Here is a 15,627-nt window from a genome sequence, read left to right as displayed (position 1 = left end):
AGGTAGGGTCGTTGTGTTGGTTTTATTTTTTGTCAGCTTCGGCAAGTACTTCTTTATTCAGGCGGATATATTCGGGGTTTGCCTCTTTTTCGGCCAGTTTTAAACCGTCGTTGGCAGTGGCAATGGCCCCGGCTTTATCACCTTTTTTTAACTGGATACGGGCTTTCCAGTATTTTATATTGTAAGCATCCTTACTGGCTTTGTCGGCTTCGTTTATCCAGCCTAAGGCCACATCCATATCTTTGTTGTGGTTATGATAGTAAATGGCGGCAAAGTAATACGGCTTTTTTACGCCCTGCATTGCTTTCGCGATATTACCCATCACACGCGCGTCAACATCGGTAACCAGCGGGATGGATACATCGGTATACTCCCAAAGCAAATGCAATTCGGCGTGCTCTGGCAATGTATTGCTAAATTGTATAGTAAAGGTTTCAACAGGCTTATCCAGTTTTTTGGGTTTAACGGTAAAGCGCATTACATCCTGTTTGGCATCGTAGCTATAAGCGCCCCATTGTTTGGCTGTTTTATTGAGGATAACGGTCCATTCATCCTTACCGGGGATGGTGAAAAAACCATACTCGCCGGGTAATACCTGGTGGCCCGCCATGGTAACCGTGTCGGTTAATTTAAGTACCGTGGCAAAGTTTGCACCGGTGCGCCAAACTATCCCGTAAGGCTCCATACCATCAAACACTTTACGGCCCAATGCATTTGGCCTTGAGTAAGTAATTGAAATGGTGCCGAGGCCAAAGTCCTGTTCTATTTTTTGCAGTGTGCTGGGCTGTGGTATTTTCAGGTCCTGTGCATTGGCACCAAAACCATAAACAACCGCCAATAAAAGCAGGCTTAAAAAAGGTACTTTCATAAAAAATGCGATAAAGTTGTATCACGATATACTCGGCTTATCCTGAAAAGGTTGCCGACAATTTTTCGGGCGGAGCGAAAGGTGATTATCGCATATCCAGCGCTTTTTTGAGCTGTTGAAAAACGTATTTAAATGCGGCTTTTTTGCTGATCAGGCTGCGAGTCTTGTTAAGAGGGCCCTGACATACGATTTAAGGTTGGCCATTTTAACCGGGCCCAATTTTGCGATCTTAGTTTCAGCTACAGGTTTTAGCTTTCCGATCTTCCCATCCATTTTACACAGAAACTCGAGTTTTTGCATCAGCGGATAAAGAATACCTTCTTCATCCGAAATGGCTATTAAGTCGATCAGTTCTTTTATTCTTTCGGTAACTGCGTCACCTACTCTTTCCTGGGTATCATAGGCATCTACTTCCTCCGGCAGGTTCCTGTAATCCCTATGCTCCTTCGTTGATTTATCGTGGATCTTTCCGCTGTTTAACGTTTCGTTTCTTTTAGCAGCGCCCGTGCCATATACGCTTTGATGGTAAACATTAGCGGCCGCGATCTCCTGGGGAGCGATCAGGTCTGCTTTTAAAACGGCTTGATCAACAATGTTTCCGGGAACACCCATTTCCGAAACAATTTGTGTTTTCTTTTTTCCTTTCTTCAGTTGCCCTATGATCATTTTAAACCACTGCTCCGAGTGGCGCGACTCATGATACAGCAGAGTTATTACACTGGTGCGCATCCCCACAGATGCCGGGTTTACCAGCATTTCCCAGGTCTGGTAAGCAAATACAGCTCCCCCGGATACAGCCGAAGATTCTTTGATCGTCATTTCAGGATAACCCAACGCACGCATAGAGGCATTAACAGCCACCATCATTTTACTGAATATCAACATTTTATCAGTAACATCCTGGCCTTGAAACTGATCTTCAATACCGGCTATAAAATTGGTAGCGGTACCAGCCGTGTTGAGCCCGTGTACCCGCAAAAAATTATTAATCAGCTGTAGCGGTGTACCTTTCAGCGTAGCTTTGTTAGCAATAAAATAGTCCTTTACCGTTTTGATATTGTCCACATTTAACGGGTTCAGCGTCGCCAGCCATTCGGTAACTTGCTGTTCATATGATTTTGGCACTACCGGTGGCGCCACAATAACCACAGGTGTGGCAGATACCGGAGCGCTGACAGTAGTTTTTTTAGCCGGCGCCTGCTCGGCGGACTTTTTAGGGCCGCTGCTAATCACCACCGGTTGGTCTGGCACAACAGTGGCCTTTGCTTTAGGTGCCGGTGCCTCTCGTTTTGGCGCCGCCTTAACCACAACAGGTGCAGGTACAAATCTCAATGCCTCATCCACTACCCATCCTTCAGTGTAAAGATCAAGGGTACTCCACGAATGCTCCTTTTTCCCGAAATAAAGTCCTGTTGTAAATAAACTGCCTTTCGTTTTGCTTCCATCAACGTTCACTTCATCGCCCTCTTTCAGTTTTATAACTTCGGCATGATCCTCACTCCTCATCGTACTATCTTTAGTAACCGTATATTTTCCGGTTTTCAAAACCCTTTGGATGGGTTGCCCCGATGTTGCCGGCTGGTATGCCACTTGCGGACGATTAATGCCGATATCACCAGAGCTTTCTTTAAGCTTACCGGTCGGCGCTACAGCAAACTTACCCTGCATAGTTTCTTCTTCCGGTTTTATATTTCGCTGCACCGGTTTAGATAAATACCGATCGGCCATGGCCTGGTATGCTTTCAACTGTTTTACCCTGGCGCTGTTATTTATCTCCTGGTGTAGTTTTAGTTGTGCGGTGGTTTCGGGCTGGTTAACCTCAGGCTCAAACGCGGATTCACCGGTGCTTTGCAGTTTAGATAAACTATGAGCAGCAGCGCGGCTTTTATTTTCCTGCGTTTTGTCGGCGTGTGTATCCATTATGCTTGGTTATCAAAATTGCCTACGGGCTATAGTATTCAAAACCCAGTTAGTATCTATAGGTAGCTTATCAATACGTTTTGTGAAATTACAAAAATAACCCGGGAATTTAAGGTAGCAAATAGCGACATCCAATAAGCGCATTTATACTCATGTTAACATCATCCCATAATGGTTGTTAAAGCAATATACGAAGTGAACCGAAAGTTAGTAGTCCTGACAGAAACAGGATCAACATACACAAGAAAAGCCACTAAAAGACGGTTTTAGTGGCTTTTTATGATTTTTGCGTGTACGGTTGCGGAGAGAGGGATTCCAATCGAACGCCTGATACCGTTTTTTACTTTTTTGGATGTGCTAAGCACAATAGTATTTTTATAAATTGGTCCATAATCTATTTTTAAACATTAATATCTCTCGAATATTTTTTCCTGTAATCATGAGGCGAAAGGCCGGTCACTCTTTTAAAAATCGTTCTAAACGTTTTTATATCCTTGTAACCTGTTATATTCATCACTTCATTCAATTGCCAGTTCTTATCTTCCAAGGTTTTTTTTGCCGCTTCAATCTTTACGCGCTGGATATATTCTATTGGGGTATTATTGGTTGCTGCTTTAAAGCGCCGGATAAAGTTTCTTTTCCCCATGTTTACTAATGCTGCCACTTCATCAGTAGATGTGATAGTGGAATAATTCTGTTCAATATAATTTTGTGCCTTCAGAATTTCATTGTCATTATGCTGATGTTGCCCGGTAAATACAGCATAGTGAGCTTGGCTGATATGATCCATATCAATAGAAAATCGCTTACTGATCCAAATCGCAGTTTCTCTTCCGCAAAATTTTTCAATGAGGTACAGCACCAGTTTTATCGATGAAAAAGCGCCCCCGCTGGTATAAATTCCATCCTGATCAGTGATAACCTTATCTGATCTGACCTTAATTAAAGGGTATCGCAACTGCATTTCATCCGTTGCTGCCCAATGAGATGTAGCCATCTTATCATTTAGCAAACCTGCTTCCGCCAAAAAAAACGCACCAACACATAAACTGGCAATTTCTGCCCCAGAGTCTTTCATGTCCTTTATCCATTTAATAATGGCCGTGTTTTTTTTAAGTATAGCCATATGATTACCATCAAAGCCCGGAATAATGACAAGGTCAGTTTGGGTTACTTCCTCCAAAGTAGCATAACATATAAACTGGGCATGAACGTTTAATTGTATGTTTTTTACTTTTTCACTCACCAGTTCCAGCTTAAAAGCAGGTGGTTTTCCCAATTGTTCAAGGCACCAGTTTGCACCTGCGAGTAAATCTATCACCCCGGCAACAGACGAAGAATAAACATTTTCGTGAATTAACAATGATATTTTTTTCATGGTGTTTTACGAAGTATATTATTCAAAATTAATGCTTTTCCATGTCATAAATACCCCCTTAAGAAGGCATAAATGATAGTTCTATTTTTATTATTAGCGGCACACCTTTGTGTCAGTCTCTAAAAACAAACTATCAAATAAAAAATAAAAAGCAACAATTATGACAACTAAAAATGATCAACAAGTGCTTGACAGACCAAGCAAACAAGTGGAAGAGGTAGGCAACTGGTGGCTTAAGATGGTTGCCGAATCCACTAAACATCAATCTATGGATGAGGCTCGTGATTTTGGTGAAAACTGGGCGAGCCTTACCGCTGAGCCGGGTGGGGTAGACTACATTGAAACCGATGCCGGTGGCGTACCTGCAATGTGGGCGGTTCCGAAAGGATGTACAGAAGATCGCGTGATCCTGTGTTTTCACGGCGGCGGATTTTTCAGCGGCTCGATGTATACACACAGAAAGCTTTACGGTCATTTTGCTAAGAGCATTGGCTGCAGGGCGTTAATTTTGCATTACAGGCGTTCCCCTGAGCATGTGCATCCGGCGCAGGTAAACGATGCCTTAGCCGCCTATCAATGGCTGCTTGCCCAGGGAATACAGGCAAATCATATTGCCCTTATCGGAGATTCGGCAGGTGGGGGGCTTTCAATAACCACTGCATTGCTTGCACGTGAAAAAGGTCTGCCTCTGCCTGCTGCGATTATGCCTTTTTCCGCTTGGTTTGATATGGAGGCAACAGGAGCGTCCATGAAATCCAATCATCTGAATGATCTTCTTCTTAATCAGGATTGGGTAAAAGGAATGGCAGGGATGTTCCTTGGGGAAAATGGGAATCCGAAGGATCCCTTCGCAAACCCGCTCTATGCCGACCTTACAGGTCTACCTCCTGTTTATATGCACGTCGGTGGTGATGAAATACTTTTAGATGACAGCCTTAGGTTAGCGGAGCGCGCCAGGAAAGCAGGCGTCGATGTGAGTATTGATATTTTTCCTGGTATGCAGCATTCTTTTCAAATGGCTGCAGGACGGGCACCCGAATCAGATGATTCCATATCAAGGTTTGTTGGATGGGTAAAACCTAAGCTGGAGCTAATCTCTTAACTCTACGTGTATTTGGTGCGTATACTGCAAAAATCTAATAGCAATTTTGGCGTTCTGCTATCTTCTGTTAAAAATCAGTATACGAGTTCAATAATCCACTTAGGGCAAAAAAATGAGATGCTGTTTTTCAGCATCTCATTTGCAGAGAGATCATTTTTTCAGCTCTCCAAGGTGCTTATAAGTGTTGATGAGTACACCTGTTGGTGTGGTTAATGTGCTGACGAATTCGAGTTCGCGCGCATCAAAGCTTTCCGATAAAAGGCGTTTGCCACGGCCCAGTAATACAGGATACACGATGAGGATAACCTCATCTATCAAGCCCGCGTTGAGCAGCACCGACGTTAGCGACATACTTCCGGAAAGTACCAGGTCAGGGCCATCTGTCAACCTGAGCTTTCGTAGTTCTGCTATAACATCCCCGCCCAAGTCCTTTACCGGCCCCCATTCAAGGCTCTCAGGCCTATGGGTAACTATGTATTTTGTTGCGGCGTTTATAGCATTGGCCATCGGAAAATCTCCGGCATTTGGCCAGTAACCTAAAAACTCATCGTAGGTTTTGCGGCCAAGCAGCAGGTCAAAGCCTTTACCGTATGCTTCAAGAAGCATCGCCATTCCCGCAGGGGTGCGGTAAGGTGCTGTCCATCCGCCGTACGCATAGTTTTTGTCGTGCTCGATCACACCATCCAGCGAGATATGTTCGAAAATTCTGATCTTTCTCATTTTGTTTTTATTAGTTAATTGTTGTTCAAATTGAAATACGACGAGGTACGCATCTGTAAAAAGTAAACGCTTGTTTCATTTTGGATTATCAATTGCGCAACTCGATGGTTGCAAATATATATGCAACTTTTTGGTTGCGCAAATATATTTGAACTTTTTTGTTGGGGATAAAGGGAAGCTATATGAGAGAATCAGAACAAGAAAACATCAAAAACAACTCATTTTCAGTCAATTATAATCATTGTGATTAAAATTATTAATGAGAGAGATGACTCTAAAAGAAACAGCCTGCTAAAAATCAATGCTTTAGCAGGCTATTGTATCACAAGGCGGAGAGAGAGGGATTCGAACCCTCGATACACTTTTGGCGTATACACACTTTCCAGGCGTGCTCTTTCGACCACTCAGACACCTCTCCGTTTTTGGGGACTGCAAAAATAGAATAATCTCACATTATATTGCATACAAAAATGCGTCAATCAACAATAGCATTATAATCATATTACCCTCTATAAAATTACTCCCGCCCTGTTAAAATATAATATAATTTTTTCTATTTCATAGGGTATCAACTTTATAACGCTGTTAAAACCATATTATTTAAAACGCAAACGCATTATTTAACTTGGATAAGAATAATTTGCAAAAACAATTCTAAAACTTTCCAAAATGTAAAACCTTGCCGGCCATGTATCCGTAAAAAACCCTACAGTATTACGATACAGTTTGAGCATGGTAAATTTTTACTTTAGGCGTCTTATTCATCTCTGTTTTGCCTTCGCGCTTACCTTCGCAATCCCTGTACTTTTTATTTTCCATCACCTCACTTTAAGGCCGTCATATAGTAGCAACACGCATATCAATGTAAGCCCCTTAGCACAACCAGCACCGGTTACGGCCTGTAGCTTAACTGATGCAACCATATCGCAATGCACCTCGAGCATGACGTTATCAGTAGATCCTACCCCTACTTATTCCAACTATCTCTGGAGTAATGGCTCTACGGGTACCTCAATTACCGTAACTACCTCGGGCACTTATTGGTGGGAAACCGTAAGATACGATGAGGATGCGGTTGTAAACGGAGATTTTGAAACAGCAGGAAACCATTATGCTGGCTTTACCAGCAGCTATACCAAAAATACCTCAAGCCTGGTAGCCGAAGCCACCTATGCTGTGTTAAAAGACCCGCACAGCGAACACGGAAGCTTTGCCACTTTTAACGATCATACCCTGAATAACGGTAACGGCCGTATGATGGTGGTTAACGGTGCACCAACGGCCAACGTTACGGTATGGTCCGAAGCTATTACCGTACAAGCCAATACTACTTATGTGTTTTCGGTATGGGGTGCTTCGGTAACCTCGCAAAGCCCGGGGATACTTAACTTTTCTATCAATGGCACCCAACTGGGTAACATTACGCTGAGTTCAACCCTGGGTAACTGGCAAAACTTTACCGTACGGTGGAATTCGGGCAGCAATACCACCGCCAATATTGGTATCGTCAATCAAAATACAGCAGCAACCGGCAACGATTTCGCTTTGGATGATATCTCCTTCGCACCCGTTTGCCGCAAAAACATTACAGCTAATTTATATCCCAATCCGGCTAAACCGATAATCACAAATTAAAAAACAACAAAAATTAACACGCTATGAAAAACAAATTTACGATCTTAAAAGCAACCCTCGCCCTGCTTTTAACTATTATCATCAGTTCGGCCTTCGCGCAAACGCCTTTCAGCGGCCCAACTGATGCCGTAACCGCGCCGCCTGCCAGCGCCGCCGCAGTACAACAGGTTATTTGTAACGCCGGCCAGATCCAGCTAAAAACAACTCCAACAGCAGGCTATACCTACCAATGGTATAAAAAGAAACCCGATGGTACGATGCAGCTGGTGCAAGACGGCCCTAGCGCCACCTATACCGAAACACCAAGCGGTGCCGGTTACTACACCTATCAATTGGTGCAGATCAACTCTACGGGTTGTACCTCCGCTTCGTCCGATCCGTTTAACATCTTTGTATTGCCGCCAATAACCGCAGCTATTAATGCAAGCAGTTCAAACGTTTGCGCCAGCGGCCAAACCAGTGCTACATTAAGTGCAACACCGGTTAATGGTTCGGGTTATACCTACACCTACCAGTGGACCCGCAACGGTACCGATATTCCGGGTGCAACATCAAGCACATATACCGTAAACGAATCAACAGCGGCTACCCTAACATTCGGCGTAACTGTGGCATACACGTTAAACAGCAATTGCTTCTCAACTACAACTACAAGCATTACTGTTGTACCTGTACCAACCAAACCTGTTATTATCACTGGTCCGTAATTACTGTGTAGTATACACTGACACCTGATGAAGCAACGCTATTTGATATTGCTTGTTAACCTGCTGCTGTTTTTTACAGCGGCAGGTTTTACTGTGCACAAATATGGCGGGCCCATTGCCAGTGTAATTATAAAAAAAGGCGATTCGATAACTTTGCACGCCACTACCAGCGGTGCCGCATTTTACCAATGGTACCTAAACGGTAAACCTATAACCAACTCCAACATTAAAGATTTCAGGACCGGTAATGCCGGTGTTTATACGGTAATAGCTTATAGTAAAGAAGGTTGCCCTTCAGCCATATCCGAACCGATAGAGGTACAGATCGCACCTGACCTGTGGATTATTGCTGATAATAAAACCCGGCCATACGGTTCGCCAAACCCGCCGCTTACCTTTACGTACCAGGGTTTTGTAAATGGCGACGGACCCGCAGTACTCACCAAGTTACCAACTATAGCAACAACAGCTACCATAAGCAGTAATGTGGGCAACTACCCAATTACTGTTTCAGGTGCGCAATCAAATAAATACACGATCAACTATCGTGATGCAACGCTTACAATTACCAAAGTACCGCTCGTTATCACCGCTAATAATGATACCAAGTATAAAGACGGAAAACCTTACACCAAGGGTAACGGCGTAGTATATTCGGGTTTTGTTAACGGCGAAAACACCTCGGTGCTGCAAGGCAGCCTTGCCTTTACCGGTAGCGCCATAGGTTCGGTTGATGTGGGCCGGTATAATATCATGCCAACGGGTTTTACCGCAGGTAATTACCAGATCACCTACAGGCCGGGTATACTCAATGTAGTTGATAAGGTTGTTGATATGTCGGTGCTTAAGATTTCCGAAAGCCGTAGCGTTCGCGTTGGTGAAATGTACCAGTACACACTTACCGTCGAAAACAAAAGCAACATGCCTGCAACCCAGGTACAGTTAAAAGATGCGCTGCCCGCAGAGCTTGATTATGTAAGCATAGCCAGTACTACTACAGGTATTGCTGCTTACGATACCGGCAGCCGTACCATAACCTGGCAAATTGGCAATGTAGCCGCAAATGCCAAAGCGGTATTAACCCTGCAGGTTAAGGCCAATACGCACGGCTCTATCGTCAATTCGGCATCGGTATCATCTGCCGAAACCGATGTAAACCTCGCTAATAACGAATCAGCTGATAAAAAAGAGATCGACGGTTTATATATTCCTAACGTGTTTACACCAAATAACGATGGTAAGAACGATACCTTTATCATACCTAACCTAAACTTCTATCCGGATAACGAGATCACCATTTTTAACCGCTGGGGTAACGTGGTCTATAAAAAGAAAGATTACCGGAGCGAGTGGACCGCACCTGGCCTTAACGAGGGTACATACTTCTATATTTTAAAGGTCAACAGCAACAGCAAATCCGATATCTATAAAGGGTACGTAACCCTTTTACGGTCGGCAGTGGCAACAAAATAAAATGAATAACAATTAGTGCGCATACTATGAGGAGATTGTTTTTTATAATAGGTTTAGTAGTAACTGGCTTTGGCGCCCTGGCCCAGCAGGATGCCCAGTACAGCCAATATATTTTTAACGGTATTTACATCAGCCCGGCTTATTCGGGTTATAAACAGGATTTCTACGTACATTCGTTCGCCCGCTCGCAGTGGACGGGTTTCCCCGGCGCTCCGCAAAGTTTTTCCATTGCAGGGGATGCCTCTGTAGCCGATACTAAAGTTGGTCTGGGTATGCTTATAGCGGCCGATAAAATTGGCGCACAAAGCAGTTTGGCTACCAATTTCAACCTGGCTTATCATTTACCTATCGGTCAGGACGATGGTACCCGCTTATCTTTTGGTATGAGCCTCGGCTTTGTACAGGCCGCGATCGATGGCACCAAACTTAATGCCGTGCAAGAGGGCGATAATTATATACCTACTTCCGGCGTCAGCGCGCTTTTTCCCGATGCACGTGCGGGAGTGATGTTTAGCACCAACACTTTTTACGCAGGCTTTTCGGCCGATAACCTGGTAGCGCAAAATATGCAGCAGGATAAATCATTACTGGTACCCGTACCCAAACCGCACTACTATTTAACCGCAGGTACCATTTTTGATCTGAATGATGATACCAAGCTCAATCCATCTTTTCTGATCAAAGACGATCGCGCAGGGCCAACCAGCCTCGATCTCAACATGTTTATGCTTTTAAGCGAACGTTTATGGGTTGGCGGCACTTATCGCACAGCGATCCCGCTATACAATAAACCCAACCTGCCAAGCGGTCTGCAAAAAACAAACGCGGCAATAGCTATGGTCGAATTTTTTGTTACCGAGAAACTGCGTATAGGCTATGCTTTTGATTATTCAACCACAACGCTGGGTAACTACAACTATGGCACACACGAAATATCACTGGGTATTTACCTGCATAAAGGCGACGTAACTCCAGGCAGCGAAAAATGCTATTTCAGATAAATCTCAAAAATATGTTAAGCCTTCCTATCATCAATTATTATCAAAGCCGTCCGTAACCGCAAAACGCCTGCCTGTTCCAGCCAGTAGGGCGGGCAAGCGGCCGGGCGGTTATTGATATGCAGATGTGCACATTTGCAAATAAACAACCCGGCCCAGATACGATGGCACCATGATGATGCTTAGCCTCCATTCCCGCCCCTTTTCTTGACTCTTGATTCTTGATTCTTGATTCTTAACTCCCTCCATCATTCCTTAAATATCCGCCATTCCGCCGTTGTCAGGTTCGTACCGCTTTCGCTCAGGGTGATGTTTAACTTAACATATCTCGCCGTTACTTCCGGGAAACTGCTTTTTTCTATCGTTGTAATATTCGCGCTCTTTTCAAAAGCCACGCTCCAGTTTACATTGTCGTTCGAATAAAGCAACTGGTATTTGGCTGTAAAATCGGCACGGCTCCAAAACACTCGCATGGCGTTAAAGGGTTGCGGCGTACCTAGGTCGGCCGCCAGCCAAAGGTTAAAATCGGCACGGTCACTTGCCAATGGCTGCCAATAGCTATCCAGGTCGTCGTCAACAGCGTTGGCTGCGCTGGCCCCGCTAAGCTGGCTGCTGGCCGTTATCGGCCTGTTGATCGTCAGGCTTGGCGGGTCAACCGGTACTGTTGCCGGTGGCGGTGCCGGGTCGGGTACAGGCTCGTTTAACTTTTCGTGCTCAGCCTTTTCATAAGTGGTAGCAATCCGCGGCTGATTGATGTAATTGATCATATGCTGTGCATCCCCACCATAAACACCCCATTTCGGGTCGCAATAATCCGCATCAAGCGTACGGCCGGCAAAACGCTGTGATCCGCCTGCCAGCGTTTGTTTTTCGCCATTGTACCAAAACTCAATATAGCCATTGGCAGCATTGCTTGATATTTTAAGCCGCAGCACAAAACGGTTCCATGCATTGATATCGAGCTTGGTTTTCCACAGTTCGGTGCCGGCCCCGCCCGGTGCATAATACATCAGGTGTATGTTGCCGCCCGATGTTGTACTAAGCAGTATCGGGTAATCCTGCTGCTGGTTATCACCATAGGCCTTCCATTGAAAAACGGCATTGGTGGCAACATTAGGCGGCGTGGTTATCTTACAGCGCCAGCCTATGTAAAACTCGTCGCCCTCTTTGGCCTGAAAGCCATTTGCCGCGTGCGATTCGGTGCGGTGGCTGCCCAGCGGCTTATCAAACTTCCATGTCGGCCCGTAGGTAGCATCGTTAACCGTGGTAATGGTACCGGTACCCTCAATATTTGTGGCCACCTTCCATACCGAATTTCCTTTAGGGGCATCACCATCCCAAAGTATAGTACCGGCAACAACAGGTGGATTAGTAGTTGGTCCGCCATTATCAGGCGTGGCTTGCTTTTTTTTGCATGATGCAAAGCACCCCACTATAAGCAGGGCAATAAATAGTTTTTTCATCATTGGTTTATCGTTGGTAGATATACAAATAAACCAAAATCAGCACTGCTAAAAATCGTCTATATTAGCCTGTTATTCAGTTTATTTAACATAGATATCCTTCCTGCGGATTCGCAATCAGTCATTCAATAAATCAATCCTCCATTCATCGAACATAGGGTGGGTATTTGTCGGTATCCTTTGATTATCTATTGCCCCCGGGGGTATCAAACTCTGCAATCATTTTTGAATTATCATTTTCGTAATGCACCCTGACGTAAACGTCATAAACAGGTGGGTATTTGTCGGTATTTTCACCTGATCTACAATACTTCATTATCAAATTCGTAATTATTTAGCCTTGCGCTTTATACAATATACGTATTTTTGGGGTATTTCCAATACAAAACCTTTAACTTCTTTTCTCTACTGTTGGTCCGGATTTGCAATCCGGATCTTATTAGTCCGTGCATCTCAAATCGGGCGTTGTAACAGCGAAACCAAACAATCAGTCAATCAATAGATCAATCCTTCAATCAGTAAACAACTGTCACAATTATGCGACTTACGTCTTAAGCAGGACAGTACAGGTTGTAAAAACCGCCAAACTTGCACAAATTGCCCCAACTAATTATCATACCCTATCAATACCGGATAAATACTTGTTATGAAGAAACACCTGTTCCTCTCAATAATCGTATGCGTGCTGCTGGCATTACACACGCAGGCCCAAAGTACCAAACCTGCAGGCTATGCGCCTCCGGCATCGCCGCGTGCAACCTATAACTTTAATCCCGACTGGAAGTTTACCTTTAGCGCCGATACCACCGGCGCCGATAAACCCGGTTTCGACGATTCGAAATGGACCAGCGTAAGCTTGCCCCATACCTGGAACGAGGTCGACAGTTACCGCTCATACATCAGTCACGGTGGCGGGGATCAAAGCGAAAAAATGTTCGGCATTGGCTGGTACCGCAAACATTTTAAGCTTCCCGCTACAGCTGATGGCCAAAAAGTATTTTTACAATTCGACGGTTTGCGCCAGGCTGCTCACTTTTATGTAAACGGGCAGCTTGCCGGCCTGTATGAAAACGGCATCACCGCCGTAGGTTTGGATATTACCAAATTCGCCAAATTTGGCGGCCAGGATAACGTGATCGCTGTAAAGGTTGATAACAGCACAAGTTATAAAGAAGAAGCCACAGGTGTAAATTTCCAGTGGAACTCAAAGGACTTTAATCCCAACTTTGGCGGCCTTAACCGCAACTCATCCCTCATCGTAACCGGTAAAATTTACCAAACCCTGCCGCTGTTTAACAACTTAAAAACTACCGGCGTATATATTTACCCGCAAAATATCGACCTTACTAAAAAAACCGCTACCATTAAAATTGAGGCCGAAGTAGCCAACGAGGCCCCCGGCGATTATGCATCCATCACCTTATCTGCCGTAGTGGTTGATAACCAGGGTAATATCAAAGCCAAACTTGATGGTAACACTACCGACCTGGTAGCCGGCCAGCACGAAATTTTAACTGCCGAGGGCCAGCTAACCGACGCCCGTTTTTGGGAACCCAAGGACCCGTACCTATACCATGTATACAGCATTTTAACCGTTAACGGCAAAGTGGCCGATGTACTGGATACCCGCACAGGCTTCCGCAAGGCCGAGTTTAAAGGTGGCGTAGGTACAGGCGGTGTTTATCTTAACGGGAAGTTTGTTTGGCTAACCGGTTACTCGCAGCGCTCGGCTGATGATTGGGCCGGGCTGGGTGGTGCCTATCCTAACTGGATGCACGATTATACCCTCGCCATGATCCGCGAAACCAATGCCAACTATGTACGCTGGATGCACGTTGCGCCCGAGCCTGCCGATGTTGACGGTTGCGACCGCTTCGGCATTGTTAACGTTTGCCCTGCCGGCGATAAGGAACGCATGGTTACCGGCCGCCAGTGGGATCAGCGCGCCGAAGTAATGCGCGCCACCATCATCCAATACCGCAATAACCCGAGTATTTTATTCTGGGAAGCCGGCAATACCATTGTAACCCCCGAGCAGATGAACCAGATGGTTGCCCTGCGTAAGGAGCTCGACCCTAACGGCGGCCGCGTAATGGGCAGCCGTGATAACGACCAAACCGAAGCCAACAAAGCTTTAACACCCATGTCTGAGTTTTATGGTGTGATGATAGGCCAGGCGCCGCAAACCGATAAGATCAGCGGCGACGATATTTTCCGTGGCTACAGCATTGCCCGCCGCGATAAGGCCCCGCTGATCGAAACCGAAGATTTCCGCGACGAATCGGGCCGCAACATCTGGGACGATTACACCCCACCGCACATGGGCTTTAAACCCAAAATAACAAACGGCCCGGGCGGTGATTCCTGGCACTGGAACAGCGAAACATTCGCACTGGCCGGTACCGCACGGTATAACGCTTACATCAGCAACCGCATTGATAATAAGGATGCGGCCCACTCTAAATGGTCGGGCTATTCGTCTATCTATTTTTCAGATTCGGATGCCGACGGTCGGCAGCAAGGCAGCTACGTGTTGCGTGTAAGTGGTAAGGTTGATGGCGTACGTTTACCAAAACCACTGTTCTACGTTTCGCGCGTAATGCAAAATGAGCAGCCCGATCTGCACATCATCGGCCATTGGACCTACCCCGCCGGCACTAAAAAAACTATTTATGTAGCCGCATCACACGCCGATCAGGTCGAGCTTTTCCTCAACGGTAAATCACTGGGCGTACAAACCAAAACCATCGAGTTTATTGATAACTACAGCGCTACCGGTACAGCCGAGCCAAAAAACCTGGGCCAAACCGGTTTTGTTTACGCTTTCGCGGATGTAGCCTTTAACCCCGGCACCTTAAAAGCCGTTGCCAAAAAAGGCGGCAAGGTAGTGGCCCAGCAAGAGATTCAAACCGCTGGTGCGGCAAAAGCCATTAAGCTAACCGTACATACCGGTCCGCAGGGTTTACAAGCCGACGGCAGCGATGTGGCCTTTATTGATTTTGAAGTGGTTGATGCCCAGGGCCGCCGCTGCCCAACCGACGAGGCGCGTGTTGACTTTGCCGTTACCGGTCCGCTGGTATGGCGCGGTGGTATCAACGCCGCTAAACTAAACAGCACCAATAACCTGCATTTGGATACCGAATGTGGTATTAACCGTGTAATGGTGCGTTCCACATTAAAACCAGGCACCATAACCGTTACCGCCACCCGCGATGGCCTGACCAGTGCCACGGTTAAGATCGACTCGAAAGCAGTAGATATTAAAAATGGCTTAACGCTTAACATGCCGCAGGCACTGCCGGCACCGGTTAAGTAAAAAGCCAATCCCTTATCAAAAGCCGCCACGGGTATCCCGGGCGGCTT

General features: G+C 45.6%; 11 protein-coding genes and 1 tRNA gene. 6 read left to right on the top strand and 6 right to left on the bottom strand.

Annotation, left to right across the window (positions count from 1 at the left end; genetic code table 11):
• Positions 1-22: 22 nt before the first annotated feature.
• The 3 genes from ACFGVR_RS09965 to ACFGVR_RS09955 form a co-directional block, all read right to left on the bottom strand.
• Positions 23-868, bottom strand: coding sequence for a DUF2911 domain-containing protein (locus tag ACFGVR_RS09965; protein WP_448702666.1), 846 nt, complete (start codon positions 866-868; stop codon positions 23-25).
• A gap of 150 nt (positions 869-1,018) precedes the next feature.
• Complete coding sequence (locus ACFGVR_RS09960) at positions 1,019-2,788, bottom strand: hypothetical protein (RefSeq protein WP_448702665.1); 1,770 nt, start codon at positions 2,786-2,788, stop codon at positions 1,019-1,021.
• 400 nt (positions 2,789-3,188) lie between these two features.
• Positions 3,189-4,166, bottom strand: a complete 978-nt coding sequence (locus ACFGVR_RS09955; protein ID WP_448702664.1) for a GlxA family transcriptional regulator — start codon at positions 4,164-4,166, stop codon at positions 3,189-3,191.
• A 160-nt stretch (positions 4,167-4,326) separates the two neighbouring features.
• Between ACFGVR_RS09955 and ACFGVR_RS09950 the strand changes: the two genes are divergently transcribed.
• The gene (locus ACFGVR_RS09950; protein WP_448702663.1) at positions 4,327-5,268 is read left to right on the top strand and encodes an alpha/beta hydrolase; all 942 of its coding nucleotides are present in this window, start codon (positions 4,327-4,329) and stop codon (positions 5,266-5,268) included.
• Between the two features lie 150 nt (positions 5,269-5,418).
• Here ACFGVR_RS09950 and ACFGVR_RS09945 read toward each other — a convergent pair whose 3' ends face one another.
• Positions 5,419-5,988, bottom strand: coding sequence for a dihydrofolate reductase family protein (locus tag ACFGVR_RS09945; RefSeq protein ID WP_448702662.1), 570 nt, complete (start codon positions 5,986-5,988; stop codon positions 5,419-5,421).
• A gap of 330 nt (positions 5,989-6,318) precedes the next feature.
• Positions 6,319-6,406: transfer RNA gene (locus tag ACFGVR_RS09940), tRNA-Ser, on the bottom strand.
• A 524-nt stretch (positions 6,407-6,930) separates the two neighbouring features.
• Here ACFGVR_RS09940 and ACFGVR_RS09935 point away from each other — a divergent pair.
• Genes ACFGVR_RS09935 through ACFGVR_RS09920 form a run of 4 tightly spaced genes read left to right on the top strand, consistent with a single transcriptional unit; the run spans position 6,931 to position 10,804 of the window.
• Complete coding sequence (locus tag ACFGVR_RS09935) at positions 6,931-7,623, top strand: hypothetical protein (protein WP_448702661.1); 693 nt, start codon at positions 6,931-6,933, stop codon at positions 7,621-7,623.
• Between the two features lie 23 nt (positions 7,624-7,646).
• Complete coding sequence (locus tag ACFGVR_RS09930; RefSeq protein ID WP_448702660.1) at positions 7,647-8,330, top strand: Ig-like domain-containing protein; 684 nt, start codon at positions 7,647-7,649, stop codon at positions 8,328-8,330.
• A gap of 27 nt (positions 8,331-8,357) precedes the next feature.
• On the top strand, positions 8,358-9,803 hold the full coding sequence (locus tag ACFGVR_RS09925; protein WP_448702659.1) for an MBG domain-containing protein: 1,446 nt from the start codon (positions 8,358-8,360) through the stop codon (positions 9,801-9,803).
• 26 nt (positions 9,804-9,829) lie between these two features.
• Positions 9,830-10,804 carry a PorP/SprF family type IX secretion system membrane protein gene (locus ACFGVR_RS09920; protein WP_448702658.1) on the top strand — a complete coding sequence of 325 codons (975 nt, stop codon included), beginning with the start codon at positions 9,830-9,832 and terminating at the stop codon, positions 10,802-10,804.
• A 245-nt stretch (positions 10,805-11,049) separates the two neighbouring features.
• On the opposite strand, the gene ACFGVR_RS09915 is transcribed toward ACFGVR_RS09920, so the two are convergent.
• The gene (locus ACFGVR_RS09915; RefSeq protein ID WP_448702657.1) at positions 11,050-12,267 is read right to left on the bottom strand and encodes a discoidin domain-containing protein; all 1,218 of its coding nucleotides are present in this window, start codon (positions 12,265-12,267) and stop codon (positions 11,050-11,052) included.
• A gap of 643 nt (positions 12,268-12,910) precedes the next feature.
• Here ACFGVR_RS09915 and ACFGVR_RS09910 point away from each other — a divergent pair.
• Positions 12,911-15,580 carry a glycoside hydrolase family 2 protein gene (locus tag ACFGVR_RS09910; protein WP_448702656.1) on the top strand — a complete coding sequence of 890 codons (2,670 nt, stop codon included), beginning with the start codon at positions 12,911-12,913 and terminating at the stop codon, positions 15,578-15,580.
• Positions 15,581-15,627: the final 47 nt, after the last annotated feature.

The organism is Mucilaginibacter aureus, from assembly GCF_053514885.1.
The sequence above is the reverse complement of the archived record's forward strand: the minus strand, read 5'-3'. Positions and strand labels throughout refer to the sequence as shown.